Source organism: Pseudoalteromonas sp. SA25, assembly GCF_011378705.1.
GTDB classification, from domain to species: Bacteria; Pseudomonadota; Gammaproteobacteria; order Enterobacterales; family Alteromonadaceae; genus Pseudoalteromonas; species Pseudoalteromonas arctica.
In genome coordinates this window covers 1-24,130 of the sequence record NZ_WTKV01000027.1, presented here as the reverse complement: position 1 = coordinate 24,130, position 24,130 = coordinate 1, and the positions used below count along the sequence as shown (strand labels likewise).

21 protein-coding genes are annotated in these 24,130 nt (G+C 40.0%); 13 read left to right on the top strand and 8 right to left on the bottom strand.

Features of this window, described 5'->3' with window-relative positions:
• The first annotated feature begins 6 nt into the window (after window positions 1-6).
• Together gap and GQR45_RS18365 are read left to right on the top strand one after the other, a co-directional pair.
• Window positions 7-1,011 carry a type I glyceraldehyde-3-phosphate dehydrogenase gene (gene gap, locus GQR45_RS18370; protein ID WP_007582622.1) on the top strand — a complete coding sequence of 335 codons (1,005 nt, stop codon included), beginning with the start codon at window positions 7-9 and terminating at the stop codon, window positions 1,009-1,011.
• A gap of 212 nt (window positions 1,012-1,223) precedes the next feature.
• Complete coding sequence (locus GQR45_RS18365) at window positions 1,224-2,348, top strand: sterol desaturase family protein (RefSeq protein ID WP_010555047.1); 1,125 nt, start codon at window positions 1,224-1,226, stop codon at window positions 2,346-2,348.
• Window positions 2,349-2,425: 77 nt separating this feature from the next.
• On the opposite strand, the gene GQR45_RS18360 is transcribed toward GQR45_RS18365, so the two are convergent.
• The 4 genes from GQR45_RS18360 to GQR45_RS18345 all read right to left on the bottom strand — a co-directional run bounded on the left by GQR45_RS18360 (window position 2,426) and on the right by GQR45_RS18345 (window position 8,847).
• The gene (locus GQR45_RS18360) at window positions 2,426-3,751 is read right to left on the bottom strand and encodes a leucine-rich repeat-containing protein kinase family protein (protein WP_165726682.1); all 1,326 of its coding nucleotides are present in this window, start codon (window positions 3,749-3,751) and stop codon (window positions 2,426-2,428) included.
• A 41-nt stretch (window positions 3,752-3,792) separates the two neighbouring features.
• The gene (locus GQR45_RS18355) at window positions 3,793-4,506 is read right to left on the bottom strand and encodes a YebC/PmpR family DNA-binding transcriptional regulator (protein ID WP_010555049.1); all 714 of its coding nucleotides are present in this window, start codon (window positions 4,504-4,506) and stop codon (window positions 3,793-3,795) included.
• A 246-nt stretch (window positions 4,507-4,752) separates the two neighbouring features.
• Entirely contained in the window at window positions 4,753-6,831 is a 2,079-nt protein-coding gene (locus GQR45_RS18350; protein ID WP_165726681.1) for a M13 family metallopeptidase, read from the bottom strand.
• A gap of 240 nt (window positions 6,832-7,071) precedes the next feature.
• Window positions 7,072-8,847: an ABC transporter ATP-binding protein/permease gene (locus GQR45_RS18345; RefSeq protein WP_165726680.1), complete on the bottom strand. Its 1,776-nt coding sequence runs from the start codon at window positions 8,845-8,847 to the stop codon at window positions 7,072-7,074.
• A 108-nt stretch (window positions 8,848-8,955) separates the two neighbouring features.
• Between GQR45_RS18345 and GQR45_RS18340 the strand changes: the two genes are divergently transcribed.
• The 7 genes from GQR45_RS18340 (at window position 8,956) to GQR45_RS18310 (ending at window position 14,283) form a co-directional block, all read left to right on the top strand.
• Complete coding sequence (locus GQR45_RS18340; protein ID WP_165726679.1) at window positions 8,956-9,417, top strand: hypothetical protein; 462 nt, start codon at window positions 8,956-8,958, stop codon at window positions 9,415-9,417.
• Between the two features lie 108 nt (window positions 9,418-9,525).
• Entirely contained in the window at window positions 9,526-11,364 is a 1,839-nt protein-coding gene (secD, locus tag GQR45_RS18335) for a protein translocase subunit SecD (protein ID WP_165726678.1), read from the top strand.
• A complete protein-coding gene (secF, locus tag GQR45_RS18330) occupies window positions 11,357-12,328 on the top strand; it encodes a protein translocase subunit SecF (protein ID WP_165726677.1) in 972 nt (323 codons plus the stop codon). Before secD ends, secF begins: the two co-directional genes overlap by 8 nt.
• 183 nt (window positions 12,329-12,511) lie before the next feature.
• Entirely contained in the window at window positions 12,512-12,988 is a 477-nt protein-coding gene (locus GQR45_RS18325; protein WP_010555055.1) for a GreA/GreB family elongation factor, read from the top strand.
• A 324-nt stretch (window positions 12,989-13,312) separates the two neighbouring features.
• On the top strand, window positions 13,313-13,570 hold the full coding sequence (locus GQR45_RS18320; protein WP_033015021.1) for a type II toxin-antitoxin system Phd/YefM family antitoxin: 258 nt from the start codon (window positions 13,313-13,315) through the stop codon (window positions 13,568-13,570).
• Window positions 13,558-13,875: a type II toxin-antitoxin system RelE/ParE family toxin gene (locus GQR45_RS18315; protein WP_165726676.1), complete on the top strand. Its 318-nt coding sequence runs from the start codon at window positions 13,558-13,560 to the stop codon at window positions 13,873-13,875. Before GQR45_RS18320 ends, GQR45_RS18315 begins: the two co-directional genes overlap by 13 nt.
• 198 nt (window positions 13,876-14,073) lie before the next feature.
• Window positions 14,074-14,283, top strand: coding sequence for a zinc ribbon domain-containing protein (locus tag GQR45_RS18310; protein ID WP_007582647.1), 210 nt, complete (start codon window positions 14,074-14,076; stop codon window positions 14,281-14,283).
• Window positions 14,284-14,556: 273 nt separating this feature from the next.
• Here the strand turns inward: GQR45_RS18310 and GQR45_RS18305 are convergent, their stop codons facing one another.
• Entirely contained in the window at window positions 14,557-14,895 is a 339-nt protein-coding gene (locus tag GQR45_RS18305) for a zinc ribbon domain-containing protein YjdM (protein WP_165726675.1), read from the bottom strand.
• A 304-nt stretch (window positions 14,896-15,199) separates the two neighbouring features.
• Here GQR45_RS18305 and GQR45_RS18300 point away from each other — a divergent pair, with 304 nt between their 5' ends.
• From GQR45_RS18300 to GQR45_RS18290, 3 genes are read left to right on the top strand one after another with little or no spacing between them, the layout of a single operon-like run.
• Window positions 15,200-16,594 carry a RimK family protein gene (locus GQR45_RS18300; RefSeq protein ID WP_165726674.1) on the top strand — a complete coding sequence of 465 codons (1,395 nt, stop codon included), beginning with the start codon at window positions 15,200-15,202 and terminating at the stop codon, window positions 16,592-16,594.
• A 4-nt stretch (window positions 16,595-16,598) separates the two neighbouring features.
• Window positions 16,599-17,711, top strand: a complete 1,113-nt coding sequence (locus GQR45_RS18295) for a GNAT family N-acetyltransferase/peptidase C39 family protein (protein WP_165726673.1) — start codon at window positions 16,599-16,601, stop codon at window positions 17,709-17,711.
• An 8-nt stretch (window positions 17,712-17,719) separates the two neighbouring features.
• Entirely contained in the window at window positions 17,720-18,232 is a 513-nt protein-coding gene (locus GQR45_RS18290) for an MgtC/SapB family protein (protein WP_007582656.1), read from the top strand.
• A gap of 16 nt (window positions 18,233-18,248) precedes the next feature.
• On the opposite strand, the gene GQR45_RS18285 is transcribed toward GQR45_RS18290, so the two are convergent.
• Together GQR45_RS18285 and GQR45_RS18280 are read right to left on the bottom strand one after the other, a co-directional pair.
• A complete protein-coding gene (locus GQR45_RS18285; RefSeq protein ID WP_165726672.1) occupies window positions 18,249-19,475 on the bottom strand; it encodes an EAL domain-containing protein in 1,227 nt (408 codons plus the stop codon).
• Window positions 19,476-19,563: 88 nt separating this feature from the next.
• Window positions 19,564-20,574, bottom strand: coding sequence for a helix-turn-helix domain-containing protein (locus GQR45_RS18280; RefSeq protein WP_007582660.1), 1,011 nt, complete (start codon window positions 20,572-20,574; stop codon window positions 19,564-19,566).
• Window positions 20,575-20,700: 126 nt separating this feature from the next.
• On the opposite strand from GQR45_RS18280, the gene GQR45_RS18275 reads away from it, so the two are divergent.
• Window positions 20,701-22,608, top strand: a complete 1,908-nt coding sequence (locus GQR45_RS18275) for a beta-ketoacyl synthase (RefSeq protein ID WP_165726671.1) — start codon at window positions 20,701-20,703, stop codon at window positions 22,606-22,608.
• A 44-nt stretch (window positions 22,609-22,652) separates the two neighbouring features.
• On the opposite strand, the gene GQR45_RS18270 is transcribed toward GQR45_RS18275, so the two are convergent.
• Window positions 22,653-24,026, bottom strand: coding sequence for an IS4 family transposase (locus GQR45_RS18270; RefSeq protein ID WP_096058041.1), 1,374 nt, complete (start codon window positions 24,024-24,026; stop codon window positions 22,653-22,655).
• Window positions 24,027-24,130 lie beyond the last annotated feature (104 nt).

Here is a 24,130-nt window from a genome sequence, read left to right as displayed (position 1 = left end):
TCTAAAATGATTAATGTAGCAATTAACGGTTACGGCCGTATCGGTAGAAATGTTTTACGTGCACTTTATGAGTCAGCTCAAAACAGCGAAATTAAAATTGTAGCAATTAACGATTTAGCACCTGCTAACGTTAATGCACATTTAACGCAGTATGACTCAGTTCATGGTCAATTTTCTAAAAAAGTAACACTTGAAAATAACACCATGTTAATTGACGATGACGTAATTACGTTAACGCAAGAACGCGACCCTGCAAATTTACCGTGGAAAGCATTAAACGTAGATATCGTTTTAGAATGTACTGGCTTTTTCACTAAACGTGATGACGCTGCTAAGCACATTACAGCGGGTGCTAAAAAAGTAATCGTTTCTGCTCCAGGTAAAGATATGGATGCAACAGTGGTTCATGGTGTAAACAGCGATGTAATTAACGCTGATAGCCAAATCATCTCAAATGCATCGTGTACTACTAACTGTTTAGCACCACTTGCAAAAGCAATTAACGACACCGTAGGTATTGAAAAGGGGAGTATGACAACGATTCATTCTTATACGAATGATCAAAACTTATCTGACGTATACCACCCAGATCTATACCGTGCTCGTAGTGCAACTCAATCTATGATCCCAACTAAAACAGGTGCTGCGGCAGCTGTTGGTTTAGTATTACCAGAACTTGCAGGTAAATTAGACGGTATGTCGGTACGTGTACCAACAATCAACGTATCTTTAGTTGATTTTACGTTTATTACTAAGCGCGATACGACTGCAGAAGAAATCAACGCAATCATGAAAGAAGCATCAACGGGTTCAATGAAAGATATTTTACAATATAATGAGCTTCCGCTTGTTTCTATCGACTTTAACCATAACCCAGCGTCATCTATCTTTGATGCAACGCAAACTAAAGCCGATGGCAATCTAGTTAAAGTAATGGCTTGGTACGACAACGAATGGGGTTTCTCAAACCGCATGTTAGACCAAGTTAAAGCATTAGGTGCGTTTTTATAATACAGCCCTAATGATGTAAAGTTTTAGCTTTATCCAACCAAGCCACGCATTGCGTGGCTTTTTTGCGTTTGGTTTATCTGTATATTTGCAACTCAGACTATGGAGGGAACTATTTGTATTTTTTATACCCTAAATTTTGTTAATATGTGGGTGTGTAAATCAATGGAATTTCGTTGTATTTAATCAACTCAACGAAGCAAGGAATAATAAAAATGATCAGAGCTTTATCACGAAAGGTATTTCGCACAAATCATCTTCAGATAGGTGAGGGCAACATAAGTGGCTACATAGCCTGCTTTTTAGCAATACTGAGTTGCTTAGGCGTATTAGCGTTTCACTTTCCTGAATACTTAACCACACCAGAACTGAGAAAAAGCTACAGTGTCGACTTTTTACGTCAGCTTATGTTTGCATCATTATTGGTCTCGGGCAGTTTAGGATTACTTAACTTTGTACGCAATACCAATAAGCGTTTAGGGGCTACAGCGTGGTTTTTTATTATTCTGGCAATTATGTTTGGCGGACCAAACGTTGAGGTAAACGAGTTTGCCACCGACACACCTTACATAGGGCTCGATTGGTTTATTTTAGATTTACTCGGCTCAACACTCATATTTATTGTTATTGAAAAGCTGCTACCCCATCGAAAAGAGCAAAAAATATTACGTAGCGAATGGCGAGGCGATTTAAATCACTTTTTTGTAAACCATTTAATTATTGGTTTTGTATTACTCGTTACTAACCACTTTGTGCATTATGGCTTTGGCTGGGCTGTATCATCTACAGTACAAGGTTATATAGAGCAAACACCATTTGTAGTGCAGTTGTTTTTAATAATACTCGTGGCCGATTTAATGCAGTATTGGGTGCATCGTGCTTATCACGAAGTTCCTTTATTATGGCGCTTTCATGGCGTACATCACAGTGCTAAAGAAATGGATTGGTTAGCGGGCTCTCGCCAGCATATTTTTGAAATACTCGTAACGCGCAGTTTAGTGCTCACGCCCATATTTGTACTTGGATTTTCACAGCAAATAATTAGTTTATACGTAATAATTGTGGGTTTACAGGCTGTGTTTAACCATGCAAATGTACGTGTGAAATTTGGTTGGCTAAAATACTTTATGGTTACACCGCAGTTTCACCATTGGCATCATGCGTCAGATAAAGCCGCGATTGACCGCAATTACGCTGCGCATTTTTCGTTTTTAGACTACGCGTTTGGTACTGCTGTTAAAGGCCAAAAAGAGTGGCCAGAAGCGTATGGTGTAGTCGGGGATTACATGCCGGTAGGTATGCTTAAACAACAGGTTTACCCATTTAAGCGCACTAAATGAGCTCGATTAATTCAATAAACATAAACTAAAAAAGTAGCAACGTGCTACGCGTTGCTCTTTTTTATGACTCTACTCAATTATATGTTCAGCTCTTCTAATAACTCAGTAAATGTAGGTCTTTGATTTAATGAAGGTTGCATAGCACACTTTGCCATATCGGACATTTCACCAAATAGCTCACTTTGCCTATCATTGCCGGTTACTGTGCCTAATAAGTCTTCAATTAAACAGCCCAAAGCTCTTACTTCTATCCACTCTAGTTGCTTTTGTTGATACTCACTTAGCATCGTTAAATTAGTTGCAGCACCAAAATCACCAAACAGAACGTCATGGTTTTGGTTAACCATAGTGTTATGCGCATAAATGTCGCCGTGACTTACTTTACGAACATGTAAGTGATGCAGTGTATTTACCATTTGCTGTGCAATTTTTAAAATAGCGTGAGTTGAGTAATGGCAATCATTGTTAAAGGTATCACGCGTACAGGTTTCAAGGCTTGGAGGCAGACCTAAATTAGCAAAGCTTTTATCTATTAGCTCCATCACTAAACCTAACTGATCACTTTGTTCAATGTAGGCAAGTACTTTAATTAAATTAGCGTGATCGCCTGCTTGTAAGCAGCAATTTACTTCATCAAGCGGGTAGCCGTCGCTGGTAATTGCACCTTTAAATAATTTAATTGCTACAGCGCTATTAGCAGCTTGCGCTAAATGAATAACGCCCGATGCACCTTGGCCAATAACATGACTAAGCGTGTAATCGTCAAGAGGCTTATTTTCTAAGCTGCACTTTGTAAGGCACTGGGCTTTATTAAAATCGTTACCGGCAAACGCAAGCCAAGCAAGTTTAGGCAGTTCAAACAGCCAGTCGTCTACGTGTGTTAAGTTATTAGCAGAGAGCCTAACAAGCTCGAGGTTTTTACACTGCGCCATACTACTTGGCAGTTGCTTAAGTTGATTGCCCGCAAGCGCGAGCTTTTTAAGCTGGGTGTAATTACCAAAGTCTTCAGGCAATTCGCTTAACGTATTATCGGTGAGTATGAGCCACTCAATATTTTTTGGCAGGCTGTTTAAAGCAAATTCAGAAATTTGGTTACCTTTAAACGCAACCATAATTAAAGCAGGGCATTTAGCCAGCACAGCAGGAATATGCTTAAACTGATTAAATGACAAAAATACTCGCTTAAGGCGTGTTAAGCAGGCAAATTCATCAGGTAGTGTTGATAAGTTATTATTTGATAAATCGAGTACTTCGAGCGTGTCAGCTAAGCTAAAAATCTCTTCAGGGAATATTGTTAACTCTTCTACTAATTGCAGGTGAGTAGCACCAGCAAGTTTGCCACTTTTAAGCTCTTTAAGGGAGTTCATATTTATACCACGTTCTAAAAATGAAAAAGCCAACATAGCTGTTGGCTTAAAGTCGTTCTAACTTACTAAATCGTTCTTTAGAATTGCGCGTTATGGTAAACGTTTTGTACGTCGTCGCAATCTTCTAACATTGCTAAAAAGCGTTCCATAACTTCAACGTCTTCGCCTTCAATCGGCGTTTCAATTTGTGGCACAAAGCTAATTAGGTCTTCGTCAAATTCAGTCACACCCATTTCTTCAAGCGCTGTACGCGTATTGTTGTACTCTGTGTGAGGAGCAAAAACAGTAACTTTACCGTCATCAACTTCTACGTCAGTTACATCAACATCAGCCATCATTAATGCTTCAAGTACTGCTTCGTCGTCATCACCGTCAAATACAAAAATAGCAAGGTGATCAAATAAATGTGAAACAGAGTTTTGAGCGCCAATTTTAGCATTTGCTTTGGTAAAACAAACACGTACATCAGCAAAGGTACGCTTGTTGTTGTCTGTTAAACAGTCAACAATAATCATACAGTTACCAGGGCCGTAACCTTCGTAACGTGTTGCTGAGTAGTCTTCGCCGCCGCCACCTTTTGCTTTGTCGATTGCGCGGTCAATAACGTGTGCTGGTACTTGGTCTTTTTTAGCGCGTTCAATTAAACGACGTAATGATAAGTTACCATCTGGATCTACACCGCCGTTTTTAGCACAAATATAAATTTCTTTGCCGTACTTAGAATAAACTTTAGTTTTAGCACCCGCAGTCTTAGCCATTGAATCTTTTTTGTTTTGGTAAGCTCTTCCCATCTGCGTTTCGCCTTAATATATGTAAATAATAGAATAAAATTATAATGCGTATTCTAAAGGTAAATGCATTCAAGGGCTAGTAAGTATTAAAGCCGATTAAAACTGTAGCGTTTAAAGTCCATCTAAAGTGCATTTTAGTGAGGGATTTAGACGTTGGAATTATATCTATTATTGTAAATTTAACTCAATAAAAAAGGCAACCTGTATAACAGGTTGCCTTACTAAGTAATAAAAAGTAAGAATTACTTACCAAATACGTACACGTTCATCTTCAGGAAGGTATAACTCATCGCCTGGTTTTACATCAAACGCTTTGTACCATGCATCGTGGTTACGTGGCGCTTGTGCTCTAAAGCGACCTGGGGCATGTGTGCCACCACGAAGTTGGTTAAGCATGCTTTGCTCAGTACGTTTTTCTTTCCATACTTGTGCCCACGCAAGGAAGAAACGTTGATCCCCAGTAACGCCGTCAATAACAGGCGCTTCTTTACCATTTAAACTTAGCTTGTAAGCGTGATAAGCCATCGACAAACCACCCACATCACCAATATTTTCGCCAAGGCTATTGCGACCATTAACAAAATTACCTTCAATTGGCTCGTATTTACTGTACTGCGCAGCCAGTTGATCGGCTTTTTTGTCAAATGCAGCGCGGTCAGCATCAGTCCACCAATTACGTTGCACACCGTTTTCGTCTGATTTTGAACCCTGATCGTCAAATCCATGACCCATTTCGTGACCAATTACAGCGCCAATACCGCCATAGTTTACAGCCGGATCGGCATTTGGATCGAAAAACGGCGGTTGTAATATCGCAGCCGGAAATACAATTTCATTAAACGAGCTATTGTAGTAAGCGTTTACGCGTTGTGGCGTCATGCCCCAGCGGTTACGGTCTGTTTTTTGTAGCTCTTTTTCAACACTTTCTGCGTGGAAAAACTCACGCATGTTTTTCACATTACCAATTAAATCGTTTTTAGTAATGCTTAAACCGTCATAAGACTGCCATACATCGGGGTAACCAATTTTTGGTACAAATGCAGCCAGTTTAGCGCGCGCATTTACTTTAGTTGCATCGCCCATCCACTCTAGGTTATCAATACGTTCACCAAGGGCTGTACGAAGGTTTTCAACTAGCTCTGACATTTGTTGTTTTGATGACTCAGGGAAGTAACGCGCTACGTATATTTTACCAATAGCAAAACCAAGCGAACTTGTGCCCGACATTTCACTTATTGCACGTTTCCATCGAGGACGAGGTTCTTGTTGTCCGTTTAATTCTGTACCAAAAAAAGCAAAATTAGTATTAAATACGTCTTCTGATAGTAAACCTGCGTTACCGCTAATAGCGTGATACGTTAGGTAGTCTTTCCATACTGCAATATCTTCTTGATTGATTAGCTCAATCATCGCTTTTATTGGCTCAGGCTGAGATACATTTAACTGAGGTACTTTATAACCTGTTTGCGCAAAGTATAAATCCCAGTTAAAGCCAGGGTAAGCAGTGCTTAAATCGGCACGTTCAACTTGGTTTAGGGTTAAATCGCGATTACGGCGCTTTTCACGAGGCCAGTGACCTTGTGCAATTTTGGTTTCAAGGTCAAGAATAGCTTGAGCGCGCTCAGTTGCATTTTCAGTGCCTGCAAACTCAAGCATGTCAGCAATGTGAGCAACATAAGCTGTACGGGTTTTTACAAAGCGCTCAGCGTCTTCAAGGTAGTAAGAGCGATCTGGTAAGCCTAACCCACCCGCACCTAGTGACATTTCATATTTGTTAGGGTCTAGGCGATTAAACCACATGCCGCCGCCCAAAGGGGCTTTATTACCGGTTAACCAAGACTTACCAAACATTTCAGCTAAATCGTCAGTTGACGCTATATCACTAATTTCACTTAACAATGGCTTAATAGGCGCTACACCGAGTTTATTAAGTGTTTCGGTATCCATATACGCATTGTAAAAATCAGCGACTAGTTTTTCTTCTGCGTTTAAATCTTTACGTGCGGCTATTTCTTCAATAATAGCTTTAACATCGTCTTCACTGCGCTCAGCTAATCCTGAAAATGCACCGTAGCGGGTTTTATCTGCAGGCATTACGTAGTTGTCATACCACGTGCCACTGGCATACATAAAAAAGTCATCGCCTGGTTTCACGGCTTCGTTACGGGCTGTTAGGTCAACACCAAAACTACCTAACTCTGCTTTTTGTGTCACTGCTGCAGTGGCTACTTTAGATTGTTGCTCGTCTGTTTTTGTTGTTTGCGGCTCTGAACAACCGATAATAAATGTGGCAGCTAATGCTGCGGCAATTAAACTCTTTTTCATTACTTACTCCTGAGTATCACTGATTGAATTAAAGCAGCAGTGAATCATTTTTATTGTTACGAATATTTAACTTATCGATTGTTATTGATATTAATCATACAAACAAACCTTTTGAGGTGAATCACCACAGTGCTCGATAAAACTAATATAGAGGAAAAGAGAAAGGCTAATAGGTGCTATAAAAGCTTTATTTAGCTCGAATACTTGAAAGTATCCGAGCTAAGAGGGGTCACACACTATTTATTTTTTATGCTGAAGCTCCCACATACGGGCATATTCTCCGGCGAGAGTAAGTAACTCGTCGTGTTTACCTTGCTCAATAATTTTTCCGGCTTTGAGCACAATAATAGTGTCTGCATCGGTAATAGTAGAAAGGCGATGAGCAATAACAACGCTAGTATGGTTACTGGCAACTTCACGCATTGCTGCTAGTATTGCTTGCTCAGAATGAGAATCGAGTGCAGATGTTGCTTCATCAAAAATTAAAATAGGGGACTTTTTCAAAATAGCGCGTGCAATGGCAATACGTTGTTTTTCGCCGCCGGATACTTTTAAACCACGCTCGCCAACCAGCGTTTTATCGCCTTTATCAAGTGTTGCTATAAAGTCTTTTAAATGCGCCATTGCAATGGCTTCGTCAATTTCAGCATCGCTTGCTGATGGTCTACCGTAAGCGATATTTTCACGAATGGTGGTGTTAAACAGCACGGTGTCTTGCGGCACAATAGCAATGGCTTTTCGTAAACTATTAAGTGTTACTGAGTTTATTGCTTGATTATCGATACTAATTTCACCGGCGCTTACATCATAAAAACGATAAAGCAGTCGCGCTAATGAGCTTTTACCAGCTCCGCTGGCACCAACAATGGCTACTTTGCTGCCTGCTTTAACGCTAAAGCTAAGGTTATTAAGAATAGGGCGATGGGTATCGTAACTAAAATTTACATTATTAAATGTTATTTCACCTTGGCTAATATTGAGCTCTTTAGCATTAAGTGCATCGGTTATTTGTGGTTTTTTGTTAAGTAGCCCAAGCATGTTTTCAAGGTCGGTTAGGGCGCGTCTTATTTCGCGGTACACAAAACCTAAAAAGTTAAGTGGTAAAAATAGCTGAATCATATACGCGTTAATCATCACAAGTTCACCAATAGAAAGCGTACCTGCAACTACCTCGGTTGAGCCCAACCACATTAAAGCGGTAATAGCACAAGCGATAATAAGTGCTTGGCCTGAGTTAAGAGCGAGCAACGACATTCTATTTTTTAAACGGGCTTTTTCCCAGTTTGCTAAAAAGGTGTCGTACGTTTTTGCTTCAAACTGCTCATTATTAAAATACTTTACAGTTTCATAATTAAGCAGGCTGTCTATGGCGCGGGTATTACTTTGATTGTCGGCAGCATTTGCTTCTCTAATAAAGCGGTTTCTCCACTGAGTAACCACCACAGTAAAGGTAATATAAATAGCAACTGCCAGTAATGTAATAAGCGCAAACCAAACAGAAAACAACGTGCCAAAAATAATAGCGACAGTTAGTATTTCAAATAAGGTAGGCACAATATTAAACATTAAAAAGCGCATTAAAAAGCTTAACCCGCTAGTACCGCGCTCTATATCACGGCTTATACCACCAGTTTGCCTGTCTAAATGAAAGGCAAGCTCAAGCGAATGTAAATGCTTAAATACCTTTAAACCAATATCGCGCATGGCGTGTTCGGTAACGCGAGAAAATACAGCATCTCTTATTTCACCTAAAAACACGCTAGCAAAACGCAGCGCGCCGTACATCAATAATAAAGCAGGAATAACTAACAGTGGGTTAATCGACTTATCTACCGAGTCTATTATTTCTTTAAGCGCCCAAGGCATTAAAAGCGTGGCACCTTTTGCGCCTATAAGCGCCATAAGTGCAATAAAAACACGGCCTTTAAATTTTGTAAGGTAGGGCCACAGTGTTTTTACACTTTGGCGTAAATTCATGGCGTCTGGTCGTTTTTCACTGCTTTGTCTGGGGCGCATTAAAAGTCTCAGTAAAATTAAATTAGATAGTAAATAGCTAAGGGCTATTGTATTTCAAATACTAGCCCTTATATACTACGCATCCCTTATTTTAGTTTTAAAACGTGAATGTTTAAATTTAGAGTGTTTTTAACTGCCTTTTTGCTACTTGCTGCACTTTTTAGTGTGCAGAGCAATGCTATGGGCGCCTCACAAAATTTAAATATCAATATTAGTACGCAGGTTTCGCTTACTGATATTGGCGATTTAACTAAAATACAGCCTATTAGTAAGTCTGTAGATATTCCGCAACATAAAAAAACGCATCAAACCGATTTTGACGCGCACCAACCAAGGTTAACTGCCAATAATTCATCATTGTTTTTGCACACTGTTCAAAGTGAGCCAGAATACGATGTGGTTTTTGAATTTTTTGCTCAAAATCTTGTTAGGCATATATTTTTAAAACCACGCGCTGTTAACCCTATACAACCTTGGTATACGTTTGTAACTAATAGTAAAAAGTCGCGTTTGAGTGGCTGGAAAGACGTTAACTTACTCTACAAAGCTGTAACTACCTACCACGCTTAATTTTCCTTATTTAATTTTATTAGGTTTTAACTTTTAAAGTTTTAGCCTGCAGATTAATTGTGCTTTTAAAAAGTACGTTGCTAGCTTTGCTGGCAATAAGGATTCAACATGTTAAGTTTTAAAAAAGATAAAAAGCCGTCTACGGCTAAGTTCAAATTAAGCTATATAGCCATGCTAATTGTATTGGTTTTATTAGCTATCAGCGCATTACCAAACCTATATCCAAATAAATCGTGGTTGCACGTAAGTAGTACGCCGCACAGCGAAACGCAATCTTTACCAAGCACTAAAACCCTAGTTACTTTTTTAAATAACCAAGGGTTAGAGGTTGAGCAGGGCTTAGATAAGCAATCAACTATTAATATACTTTTAAACGAGCCAACTAAAAGCGCTCAGGCGCAAGCGGCTATAAAAGCGCAGTACCCAAACACGCAAGTTAAAATTGTTGAGCATGCAACCAGCCCTACATGGTTACAAGATTTTGGTTTATCACCAATAAAGCTGGGCCTTGATTTAAATGGCGGTGTGCTATTTGTACTAGACGTAGATTTAGATAAAGCCGTTGATGAGCAATTAGTCAGTGCGTATCAACAAGCTAAATCAATCATTATTAAGCAAAAAGCACATGGCGTAAAAGCGAAGCAAACTCAGCACGGGTTTGAAATAAACGCATTGCCTAATGCAACCGACAAGTTAACCCCCGTTATTAAAGAGCTACAAAGCCGATTTGCTAATTTAGCCGTTGTAACAAGCAATAATGGCAGCGTTAAAACTGCCAAATTTAGTTATTCAGAGCAAGGCCGCAGCAGCTTTGATAAAGAAGTAATGGGGCAAACACTTACAACCCTTCGTTCACGTATTGAAGAGTTAGGCATTACCGAAGCGGTAACACAGCAACAAGGCAAACATCGCATTCGTATAGAGCTTCCTGGCGTGCAAGATCCAACCGAAGCTAAGCGTATTATTGGTGCAACAGCATCGCTTGGTTTTTATCAATTAAAAGAAATAGGCGGACAAACATTTAATATGCAATCGGGCGGAACGATAAAGCTCGATCCTGTGCCAATTTTTACAGGGGACCATATTAATAATGCAAACATAGGCCGCGACGATTGGGGTAAACCACTTGTACAACTAAGCCTAGACGGCCAAGGTGGGGATGCAATGTCGGCATTTTCAAAAGCCAATATTGGTAAGCCAATGGCGACGGTTTACTCTGAGTACTCTCAAAATGCTAAAGGTGAAGTAGTTAAAAAAAGCGAAGTTATTAATGTTGCCAATATTGCTCAGCATTTAAGTTCGCGTTTTAGTATTACCAATATGAAAAGCCAGCAAGCGGCAGCCGATCTGGCATTGTTATTACGTGCAGGCTCGCTTACCGCCCCCGTTACAATTGTGCACGAACAAACAATAGGGCCAAGCCTCGGCCAAGAAAACATTAGTAATGGCTTAGCCGCGCTTATGTTAGGCATGGGTATTACCCTTGCATTTATGGCGCTTTGGTATCGCCGTTTAGGCCTTATTGCAAACGTAGCACTTATATTAAACTTAACGTCCCTTGTGGGCTTAATGTCATTATTACCAGGGGTTGTATTAACGCTTCCGGGTATTGCAGGCCTAGTATTAACCATAGGTATGGCGGTAGACACTAACGTAATAATTTTTGAACGTATTAAAGAAGAACGTCGCCAAGGCCGTGCACCATATCAAGCTATTCAAGAGGGTTATAAACAAGCCGGAAATACAATATTTGATGCCAATATAACCACCATGATCACCGCACTTATTTTATACGGCATAGGCTATGGGCCCGTTAAAGGTTTTGCCATTACATTAGCACTGGGGCTTTTAACGTCTGTATTTACAGGTGTGTACGTATCAAAAATATTAAGTCAAACGTTGTATTTAAAAATGGGTAAAAAAGCAGGAGTAAAAGCACATGCTTAACACTTTTTTGAAAGGTGAAAAGGGTACACGTTTACGTTTTATAGGCATGCTTTTAAGCGCCATGTTAGTGTTGCTATCCGTATTTACGCTTACGCAAAAAGGTCTAAATTTTGGCCTAGATTTTACCGGCGGTTATTTAACTGAGTTTACAACCAGCCAAAGTGTAGATCTAAAAGAGCTTAAATCGTTTATTGCTAAAAATCACAGCGGTGAGTTTGAGCTAACCGCGCAAGGTAATAGCCATTTTCAATTAAGAGAAGCGCCAAGTGCATCAACAACATCAACAACATCAACAACATCAACAACATCAACAACAGCTAATAGCCCTGATTGGCAAAGCGCTGTTACACAAAACGATGATATAAACGCACAGGTTTTATCGTCAGCTTATATTGGCTCACAAGTGGGCGATGAGTTATTTGATCAAGGCTGTTTAGCCATGTTTGCTGCAATGATTGCGGTAATGATTTACCTTGCAGTGCGTTTTGAATGGCGCTTAGCGGTAGGGTCTGTGGTAGCGCTAATGCATGATTTAATACTCGTACTTGGGTTGTTTTCACTATTACAAATTGAGTTTAACCTGACCGTGCTGGCCAGCTTACTGGCTATTATTGGCTACTCACTTAACGACTCAATAATAGTAGGGGATAGAGTGCGTGAGCTTTTACGTGTTCAATCAAACAATATACTTAGCCCAGCGACTATTATTAATAATGCGATTAAAAGCACACTAACACGTACCTTAATAACGTCGGGTACCACACTTGCAACGGTTGCGAGCGTTTGGTTACTTGCAGGCGCACCACTGCAAGGTTTTGCTATTGCATTATTTACCGGCATTGTAGTAGGTACGTTCTCGTCTATTTGTATAGCGGCAACCTTGCCGGAGCTATTGGGCTTAAGCGCTAAAAACTACGAAGTTAAAGTAGATGCCCACACGCAGACATTGTTAGATATGCCATAAGGTTTTTAATAAAGCACAAGCAAAGAGCTGCACCAACTAACGGCTCTTTGCTTGTTTAATGTTTATTTAAACCCCGCACAAGTATTCCCACCTAACTTGCGGGGTTTAAAACAATGGTTTTAAGCCTCGCAAAAATGTTAAACTAGCGGCCTTATTTTTACAGCCTGTATTTTACTAATCCCCATGAATAAAACCCACGTTATCGAACACCTTCGTTTTGCGCTAGAAGCGCAGCTTACAACAGCAAAAGTAGCGGCAAAAACCGCGCACGACACCGCCACACATGAAGAAAACATAGCCGAAAATAAATACGATACCCTAGGGCTCGAAGCCGCTTATTTAGCACAAGGCCAAGCCCAGCGCGTAAACGATTGCTATAAAAGCATAGAATTGTTTGAGCCTGCCTTTAACGAAAAACCAACCGACAAAATAGCTATCGGTTCGCTGGTGTGTTTAGAAGATGATAACGCAGCGCAAAAATGGTTTTATTTAGGCCCTGCAGCTGGTGGTTTAACAGTAAACGTTAAAAAGCACGCAATTGCTGTTGTAACACCCGGCGCACCAATGGGTAAGCAGTTATTAAATAAACAGATTGATGATGAAATTACGTTAACAATTGCAGGTAAAGCCCACGAATATGTGGTGGTAGAGATCTTATAAAGCTTTGGTTTTTTAAGAGAAGCGTTTGCTGGCAGAGCCATACCAACGTAATAATCGCTTATTTATATTCATAAATTAATTGTCGAATGGCATGGCTCCGCCATTTATCCAACCTACAGCTATGTTTTTATAGCGTAACGTGGTGTGTATTTCAATTTCTACAAAGGCATATAATGAGAAGTACCTAATAGTTTAAAAGTGAGCAGGGTTGACGTTAGGTGCTCCCTTTTTAATTGATTTTAGTGGTTAAACAGCCTCGTTAGTTGTATTTCCCAAGTTGGCTACTCGGTGCTACTATAGTGATACATTTGTTTGGGGATTATTATGAGAGTAGAACTAGTAACAACATTGAAGCGTCAAGCAACGAAGATATTATCTGAACTTCATTCCTCTAAAGAACCTGTGTTGATAACTGAACATGGACAACCATCTGCATACTTAGTAGATGTTGATGATTATGAATTTATGCAAAAGCGTATGCAAATTCTTGAGTCTCTTGCAAAAGGAGAGCAGGCAATAAGTCGTGGTGAAACCATCTCGAATGTTGAAGCTAAAGATAAAATGAATAAATGGCTGAAATAATTTGGACTAATCCAGCTTTGGATGATCTTAACGATATCGCTGAATATATCGCATTAAGCAATTTGCAGTCAGCGAAAAAATTGGTTGCCAAAATATTTGAAAAAGTTGAACGTCTCGAACTCTTTCCTGAATCAGGTAAAAAACCAATTGAATTAGCTAACCTAAATTATCTTGAATTGGTCGTGGATCCTTGTCGTATATTTTACAAAAAAGATAATGATAAAGTATATATTTTGCACGTAATGAGACAAGAACGAGACTTACGAAAATTTTTGTTGTTAACGCAATATACAGCTAACAAGTAGGTAATCCCTGAGTGAAATTAGTATGACCCTCATACTAATTATTATAAAAAGCAATTATTAAAAAGCCATCCAAACATCTATCAAAATTCCAACTTAACCAATATAAGAACTAAATTATGGTTTGTTTATTAAAAAAATTGCTACACACGTTCCTTAAGTGTTTAATATACCGTACATAAATAATATGGAGGTTGAAATATGAGACATAACAATTGGTCTTGCTCTAAGTGTAATAATAACGAATTTGATACCGGTGAAATAAGAGTTTCGGGTGGCTTTTGGTCAAGAATTTTTGATGTTCAAAATAAAAAGTACACCGCTGTGACATGCAGTCGATGTAGTTTTACTGAATTTTATAAAGGTTCATCATCAACACTTGGTAACGTATTTGATTTCTTTACTGGGTAATCAAAGCTTAAAAAGCACTTTAACTGAAATGTAAACTGATCAGTTCAAGAGATACCTCCTCATTAAGCTGAGGAGGTTAAATGCTTAAATATACCTAAGCGATAATTCGCCTTATTAAATGTATGGTGGACCTTTAGATATACACCAACTAATAGCAGTTAAACAAAATCTATTACACGCACTAATAATAGGCTTCAATAACAGGCCATAAGGCTTGGATGAATTTATTTTTATGATTTTTCATCTAACATCCTATATTTTAAATATTTAATTTTAGGTAGTTTTTTTCACAAACTTCGCTGTTACCATCATTTCGCCAATGCCTTCTACTTTACAATCAAGCTCGTGATCTTTTTTATCAAGCACTCTTCTAACTACCGCTTTGGTGCCAATTTTAATTACTTGCGAGCTGCCTTTAATTTTTAAATCTTTGGCTACTGTCACTTTATCGCCATCATTAAGTAATGTGCCGTTGGCATCTTTAACTAAAATAGCGTCTTCATCGTTTGTATTATTTGGGTTCCACTCATGGGCGCACTCGGGGCAAATAAGCAGTTGTTGGTCCTCGTAAACATATTCACATTGGCATTTTGGGCAAGCAGGCAGCGACATTTTTAAACTCTCATAAGGTATTGTTTTGCGTATTTTAATCTGCATTTATAGGAAAATATAGTTAATCAATATTTTTCATCTTCACGCTAAAAATATCTCGTTTGTGCGTTTTTAAAAAAGGGCATATAAAGCACATGTCGCTTAAGCAATTTAAGCGCTAACTCGTACAGTAGGTACCTGTTAAAGCACCCATCATATTAAGTGATTCGCGCAATGCCCACTTAGTACGATGGGTGTTTCTATTTATAATGCTTAGTATTTTACTAAGCATGCTTTTTATATTTTGACTTAACTAGGAAAAGTCGTGTTTAAAACCTTAATTGTGGTTGATAACAACGAGCAAACGCTTGCTCAATCGTTCGAAAATGTAATTACGTTTAATACCTACTTACGTGATTACCCAAAACATAACGAACCAAAAACACGCATTATTAATCTGTGCGACTCAAGCCAATACTTGAGCAAAGGTTACTATTGCTCGTTACTTGCAGAGGCGCGCAAGCACCAAGTTTTACCCAGTGTAAAAACCATTAATGCTCTTCGTAGTGGCCAAGCACCTATGTCAAATGTGGGCCAAATAGATGGCACACTTTACTTTGGCAATGCCCAAAACGATTTACAATCAAAAGCGGCAAAGTCGGTATTTAAACAATACCCAACGCCTATTTTATTTGTTGATGAGCAAGGCTTATTACAACAAGGCTCGATGTCGTCTTTAAGCGAGCAACAGTACAGCGAATTTGTAGCCAAGCTAGATAACTTTACTAAAACGCAGTGGCGTATTAGTTCGGTACAACGTCGTTTTAGATGGGACATGGCAATACTTGTTGATCATAACGAAAAAGTACCGCCGAGTGATAAAGACGCCATTGCACGTTTTATTAAAGCCGCGGCTAAACACGGCATTAATGCACAAGCATTAAGCTTTGACGAAATTGATAACATAGCCCAGTTTGATGCGTTATTTATTCGCCAAACTACAGCGATTGACCATCCAACGTATCGCCTTGCAAGCAAAGCGCAAAGCCTTGGTTTAGTGGTTATTGACGATGCTGAGTCTATTTTACGTTGTTGTAATAAAGTGTATTTACACGATGCGTTTAATTACCAAAAAGTGCCAAGTTTAAAAACGGTTGTAGTGGCTGATCAAGCAAATGAAACGCTTGAGCAATTAGAAGAAACGTTTACGTATCCGCTTGTTTTAAAAATGCCTGAAGGGTCGTTCTCAAAAGGTGTATTTAAAGTTTCAAACCGTGATGAGCTAGCAGCTAAGCTTACAGAGCTGTTTGAGTTTAGCGCATTAGTGCTTGCACAAGAGTACATGTATACCGAATACGATTGGCGAGTGGGTGTGTTAAATGGCCGTGCAATTTATGCATGCCGCTATTTAATGGCGCGTAACCATTGGCAAATTTATAACCACGACGCGAAACGGTTTTTCTCTGGCGGCTTTGAAACTCTACCAACCTTTGAGTTACCAAAAGCGGTATTAGATGCAGCATTAAAAGCATGTAAAACAGTGGGTAGGGGTTTATATGGCGTAGATGTTAAAGAGCATCAAGGCAAAGCATACGTGCTTGAAGTAAACGACAACCCAAGTATTGATCACAAAGTAGAAGACGGCTATTTAGGCGATGAGTTATACATGATCATTATGGATGAGTTTAAACAACGCTTAGAAGCACGAGGCCGTGGGTAATAACATGAGCAACCTTGTTATTCGAAAGGCGCTTAGCAGTGATTTGAACGCACTGATTGACGTTGAAAACGCCTGCTTTAATAACGATAAATTAAGCCCGCGTAGTCTAAAGCGCTGGCTTAGTGCAAAACACGGTATTTTGCTCGTTGCAGAAAATAGCGAGCAAGTATGTGGATATGGGCTAGTGTGGTGCCATAAAGGCACGCGTTTAGCGCGTTTATATTCGCTTGCTGTAAAACCCACAATGCAAGGTAAGGGGATTGCAAAAGCACTGCTTACTAGCCTAGAAAAAGAAACGTGTGAGCGGGCTCGTATTTACCTTCGTTTAGAAGTGGCTGTAAATAACGAAGGTGCGATTGGGCTTTATAAAAGCTTAGGCTACAGAGTATTTGGTCAATATAGCGATTATTACGACGACCACAGTGACGCACTACGAATGCAAAAAAACATTCGACAAACGAGTGAGTTAAAAGTGGCGCGTTTAACGCCGTGGTATCAGCAAACTACCGAGTTTACGTGCGGACCTGCTGCACTATTAATGGCAATGGGCGCACTTGAGCCTACTACTGAGCTTAGCCAATCACATGAGCTGGCACTTTGGCGTGAAGGTACCACCATTTTTATGACATCGGGTCATGGAGGGTGCCATCCATTTGGTTTGGCACTTGCCGCTAATAAGCGTGGTTTTAAAAGCGAAGTAATGGTTAATACCACCGAGCCTTTGTTTTTAGATGGCGTACGCAACGAGAACAAAAAAGTGGTACTTGCCACCGTGCATCAACAATTTGTAGATGGTATTGCACAGGCAAATATACCGCTTACACATAAAGATGTAGAGCTTGAGCATATTGAGCAGTGGTTAAGTAAAGGCTTTAGTGTGCTGTTATTAATTAGCACATACAGTTTTGATGGTAAAAAATCGCCACATTGGGTGTGTGTAACGCACCTTGATGAGCACTGCGTGTATGTTCACGATCCGTTTTGTGAGCCCGGTAACGATAAACAGCTCGCAATAGATTGCCAGTATGTACCTATTGCACGAAGTGATTTTAGTAAAATGTCAGCGTTTGGTAGCCAACGTTTAAGAACGGCGGTGGCTATAGCTAATAAAATATAAGGTTAACAGTGACTTTTTTAGATTTAATTGATGTAGCCCCGTATTCGTGGGCAGCTATTGGTACTGCGGCTTTTTGCGGTGCCATTATTGGTATAGAGCGCCAGTTGCGCGGCAAACCTGTAGGCATTCGTACCTCTGCGTTAATAACCTTGGGTACGTATTTGTTTTTATCCACTGCGTTTAATTTACAAGGGGATGTAATAGATCATTCTCGTGTAGTTGGGCAAATAATTACAGGTATTGGCTTTTTAGGGGCAGGCGTTATGCTCGCAAAAGATGGTGCGGTAGTTGGCGTTACATCAGCTGCAACCATTTGGGTGCTTGCATCAATAGGCGTTATGATAGCGACCGAAAACCTTGGCGCTGCAATAAAACTCTCGGTGCTGGTGGTCGGTATTTTATACGGTGTTGACGTACTTGAGGCTAAATTTAAAAGCTTAAGCAAAGGCGTACACACTAAAGTAAAAAACTATCAAAAGCGTTATTATCGAAAGGAATTTAACGACACAGAACGCCACTAAAAGTGGCGTTTTTTAATTAGAGCGTAATTGTTTGATATCGGATGGCATCTTCAATAGGAGCTGGGCGCCCAATAAAATAGCCTTGTACGTTATCAACGCCTAGTTTTCTGAGTGTGTTTAATTCATCTTGATTTTCTATACCCTCAGCTACAATTGAGCAATTAATAGCTTTAACAAATCCGCATAGTGCTTTAGCTAATAAAAACTTTCTACGGTCTGTGTTTATATTTTGAGTGAGGCTTATGTCTAACTTAATGATATCTGCCTCTAATTCTAAAATATGCTGAAAAGATGAAAATCCAGCACCTACATCATCGATAGCTAGCTTTAAACCCCGGTTTCTTAATGGTCGAAGTGCGGTTCTCATAGCTTGGTAGTCTAAAATAGGTGAATGTTCAGTCACTTCTAAAATTATTCTATTACAATCAATGCTTTGTAATACTTTGTCTATTGAGCCTGATAAAATATGCTGAGGTGAAGTATTTATAGTGATATAAGCTTTTTCATCAAATTGATCTAAGCAATGTAATGTATTTTGTATAGCAAGTATTTCTAATGCTTCTCCTAAACCCAGTTTTTCAGCATCTTTAAACCAAATATCAGGTGTTTTATAGGGTTCAATAAAAAAGCGTGACAGAGACTCATAACCCGAAAGTTGATTGGTTGATAAATTAAATATGGGCTGAAAATAAATCGTAATATCGTTTGTTTTTATAATATTTTCAATAAGCGACTTTGACTCATTATTTAAAATGTCAGATTGAACTTTTTTTTCGATTAACTCAGTAGCTATTTCAGAAATCAGCCTAAGAAATGACAAATCTCTGTCGTTCAAGGTATTGTCTAATACGGTTTTATAACAGCAAAAAGTTCCATAAATCTTTCCGGTGGATAAGATAATGGGTACACCAATATAAGAGCCAATATTTAGCTTTTCTGTCACTGGCATGTTGCGGGTTATTGGGTGCTCAAGAGTATTAGGGATTATTTGTTCTAGCTCGTTATCGGATATTTTTTTACAGTAAGTTTCGCAAATTGGATCTGAATTACCTACTGATACGCAGGTATTTGTAGTTTGGTTATCTACCACTTTAAAAACGCGATCAGTATTGGTGAATTCTGAAATAAACGCGACTTCCATACTCAAATGTTTTCGTACAAGTGAAAGTAACTTTAATAACTTTGATTCAATAGAAGCATCGCTTTGTGGATCAAAAAGGTGCTTACTAAGTTTATCTCTCATGCAGTTACCTTGGTATGGCGTAAATTATATTATTGATAAGAGTATAATTTATGTATAAAAAAATGCCAATTTAGAGTGCCGTCGCTGGTTAGCCAAATAACTTTCGTCTAACTACTTTTCTGTAGCCACTGGGTGTTTGGCTTAATACTTTTTTAAACACGCGTGTTAAATGACCTTGGTCGTTATATCCCACTTCTAAAGCCACTTCTTGAATTGATAAATTTGATGATGCTAATAACTCTTTCGCACCTTCTACGCGTAATTGTTGCCAATACTCAATAGGGCTTTGATTAGTTGCGGCTCTAAAACGGCGGGTAAAAGTACGGTAGCTCAAGCTAAATTGTGCAGCGACTTCTTGCAGATTTAACTCGGTGGCTAAATTGGTTTTTAGCCAAAATTGAATTTGTGCAATTAGCTCGTCGGGGTGACGGTCAACTGCACCCTCGAGATAGCGTTGATCTTCGTAGGGTTTGCGTATTTCGTGCGAAAAATTACGCTCTACATGTTGAGCGGCGGCTTTTCCATAGTACTGACTAATAATATGTACGATCACATCTGCAAGGGCATTAAGACTGGCTACCGTATACATGCGCTCTGACTGAGTTATAAAAAAGTCGGGTTTTAAACGCACTAACGGGTAGTCGTGGCTAAATTGTTTGGCGTAATGCCAATGGGTGGTAGCAGGGTGCCCATCAAGTAAGCCAGCCTCTGCTAATAAACAGTTGCCAGTACCGACACCAATTATATGGCTGCCTGTACTAAAGCTTTCGCTTAGCCAATCAACTATTTCTTGATTTGTACGTACTACTGGGCGCGGATTTCGCCAAATACCCGGCACTATAATTAAATCGCTGTAGGACGCGTTAGTTGTTATGCAATCAGGATTTATAGCAAGGCCTGCGCGAGTGGGTATAGATTCAGCATTTTTAGCCACTAAATTTATAGCAAGCGGTCTAAAGCTTTGCTTATCAAGATGGCCTTTAGCAAAGGCCTCGCCGGCTCTTAACATCTCAATAGGCAGCGTTAAACTAGTCACTAATAAATGCGGATAAACCGCTATAGCAATGTTTAATGGTGGATTAGTGTTTTTTTCAGTCATATAAATGCTCCGACCAGTACATTTTGGCCTTTTGTGCTGAATATTTGGCTATTAAAGCACAATGTATGGTTCATAATCCATTTAAACTGCTTCTTCTTCTAATAACACGTTTTTTAAAGGTAAATTATGACTGCATTACCCGTTATAGTAGGCATGGGTGGCATTAACGCCGCTGGCCGTACTTCTTTTCATCAAGGTTATCGCCGTATCGTGTTAGATAGTTTAAATGCTCAAGATCGCAGTGAAACATTCTTAGGCCTCGCCACACTGATGAATCTAGTAAGCGTTGTAAACGGCCAATTACAAGATGCACAAGGTAATAATGTTGAGCAAAGCGACATAGAAGCACGCTTTGGTGAGCAAATTATTGCTGGTACGCTTATTCGTAAAATTGAAAAAGAACACTTTGATGCCGATGCCACACCGTGGCAGCAAAAAATGACGCTAAACGCATCAAGCGATAACGCAATTGTGTTTGAAACGCGCGCTCGCGACTTACCTACACCTGTTCCAGCTAGCTGGCAAGTTGAAGAACTTGAAGGCAAAAAAGTAAAAGTAACTATTGCAGCCGACTTAGATGTTAAGCATGACTCAACACGTGATAACCCGATTAAATCTGCAGGGCAATTTCCGACTGGGTTTGATCCGTCTGTTATGTATAACAGCCGCTATCAGCCTCGTGGTCTGCAAGCTACTATTTTTGCAGCTACCGATGCTATTAAATCAACAGGGCTTGATTGGCAGCATATTATGAATAGCGTAGAGCCAGATAAAATTGGTACCTATTCAGCATCGGTAATTGGCCAAATGGACGACAAAGGCCTAGGCGGTTTAGTAAAGGCGCGCCAACAAGGCGACCGTGTTAGTACTAAGCAGTTAGCACTGGGTTTAAATACAATGTCGACCGACTTTATTAACGCGTATGTTACGGGCAATGTAGGGACTACGTTTTCGACCTCGGGGGCCTGTGCTACGTTTTTATACAACTTACGTGCAGCGGTTAACGACATACAGGCAGGGCGTACACGCGTTGCGGTTGTCGCAAGTGTTGAGTGTGCTATTACACCAGAAGTGATTGAAGGCTTTGGTAACATGAGCGCACTTGCAAATGTCGAAGGTTTGCGCCGTTTAGATAACTTATCAAGTGATGAAGAACCAGATTATCGCAAAAGTAGCCGCCCATTTGGCGACAACTGCGGCTTTACATTAGGTGAAGGCGCACAAGTTGCTATTTTAATGGACGATGCTTTAGCCCTTGAACTAGGCGCCGACATTATGGGCTGCGTACCGGATGTCTTTGTAAATGCAGATGGCATAAAAAAATCAATCACGTCACCTGGCCCTGGTAACTATATTACCATGGCTAAATCGGCTGCTTTAGCAACGAGCCTTTTAGGCAAAGAAGCTTTGCAAGAACGTAGCTTTATTTTAGCGCATGGCTCAAGTACACCACTAAACCGCGTAACAGAGTCGCTGATATATCACAAAGTGGCACAAACGTTCGCTATTGATAATTGGAAAGTGACAGCGCCAAAAGCCTATGTTGGTCATACTATAGCTCCTGCAAGTGGCGACCAATTAGCGATAGCTCTAGGTGTATTTAGCCATAATATTATGCCGGGTATTACCACAATTGATAAAGTGGCTGATGATGTTTACACCGATCATCTTGATATTCGTAATAGCCATTACGAATGCGCCGATATGGATATTGCTTTTATAAATTCAAAAGGCTTTGGCGGTAATAATGCAACAGCTACCGTACTTTCACCAAAAGTAACAATGCAAATGCTCGCTAAGCGCTATGGCGATCAAGTTATGACTAGTTACGCGCAGAAAAACGTGGCAATTAAAGCCGCGCAACAAACGTATCAAGCTCAAGCTGATTTAGGCCAGTACGAACTTATTTACCGCTTTGGCGACGGACTCATTGACGACAACGATATTGTAATAGACGAGCAAAGTATTCAGTTACCGGGCTTTAAAAAAGCAATTACGTTTAGCACAACAAATTCCTATCAAGATATGTTTTAAGCACACATACTTGTTAGCAAGGCGCTTTTTAAGCTGTCTCTTGATCACAAGTCTGACTCAAGAGATTTTGCTAAATCGTAGCCTTCCAGGATGGCTTGTAACTTAAGCCATCCTTGCCATAACACTTTCACAGATGCACGCCCTGTGCGCTTGGTATCTTTCCAGCCTCCTAACTTTGCCAGTTCCTGATACGCCCATGACATATTTGGAGCAGTTTCAGGCAATGGTGTTTTTATTCTCTTTAACCACAATAACTTCCATGCTTTGGGAGATAACAGTTGTTCACAACTTGGAGAATCAGGCTGCTCATTGGTGAACTTTAGTTGCAATATTCGCGTCGCAATAAAGCCATTAATCGTCACCAATCTTTCCATGTTATCTTGGCTTTGAAGGCGTAAACTTTCGATATCCGTACCATCACTTTTCCAGACTTTATGGTATTCCTCTACAAGCCAACGGTGCTCATAGTAGGTGATGATAGCTAAAGCGTCTTCTTTGCTGGTGACTGGTTCACTGGTTAATAGGTGCCAGCTTAAGCCGTTCTCAGCGTTTCCTCGCTCTGCACAGCCGACATAGTAAACTGGGAGGGAGTGTCCTTTCTTATTGTAAGGCGCTTTGAGTGTCACTGGCGCATAGGTGATATCCAGTGTTGCGCTTCGGGCTTTTCTTCCTCCTTTTTGTGCAATGTGGATGTGTTTGGTGCCTGCACTCATCAGCTCGCTTGCAAACGCATAGAGCTTATCCTCACCTTCTTCAATATGACGACTTTGCATCGAGCGTACGACGAATCGTTGCTGCTCGCTCAGTTTATACTGCAAGTATTCGTAGATGTCCGCTTCGCGGTCACACACCGATATCACGTTCGCCATTTGTCCTTGCAGCCGCTCTGCCATCGCTCGTGACGCTGACTCCCACTTGTAACTTTCTTTTTCTTCGTAAGAAGTCGTCGCGTGTTTTTCTCTTTTTCCAATCGTGTTGATATCACGACTCCAGCGAGACTGTTCAATTAATCCCACAACTTGCTTTGTGTCTGGCGCAAACAGTAATACGCTATGAGCTAACAAGCCTCGTTGTTTTGCTCCTCGTCCGACATGACCCAAATCATCTCGAATGGAGGAATGTTTATAAATTAGTGTGGTCGTGTCTTCTAATGCGAGTAATAAGTTATGACTTTTTGCTTGTTCAACCGTGGCTTTAAAGCCTGACTCTGCTATAGCCGTTGCGTCAATATTCTCGTTGCGAATAAAGCGGTAGGCACCTTCCATATCGGCGGGGGATTGAGTGATGTTCACAAGTGGTTTTCCTGGTTCATTTGCAAGCGTTGATGCTAACTTTACCAGACGCGCTGTTCTTCTTGGATCACCTAAGTCCGATTTACCGAATTGTTGTTTTGCCCAATGAGTATGTTCGTTAATCATAATGTGCCCTCAAACAAGATTTGAAGATCTGATCATGACATTGAGATTTAGTTCAAAAAAATCCCCGCTAATTTCTTAGCAGGGATTTGTGTATAAGAGACAGC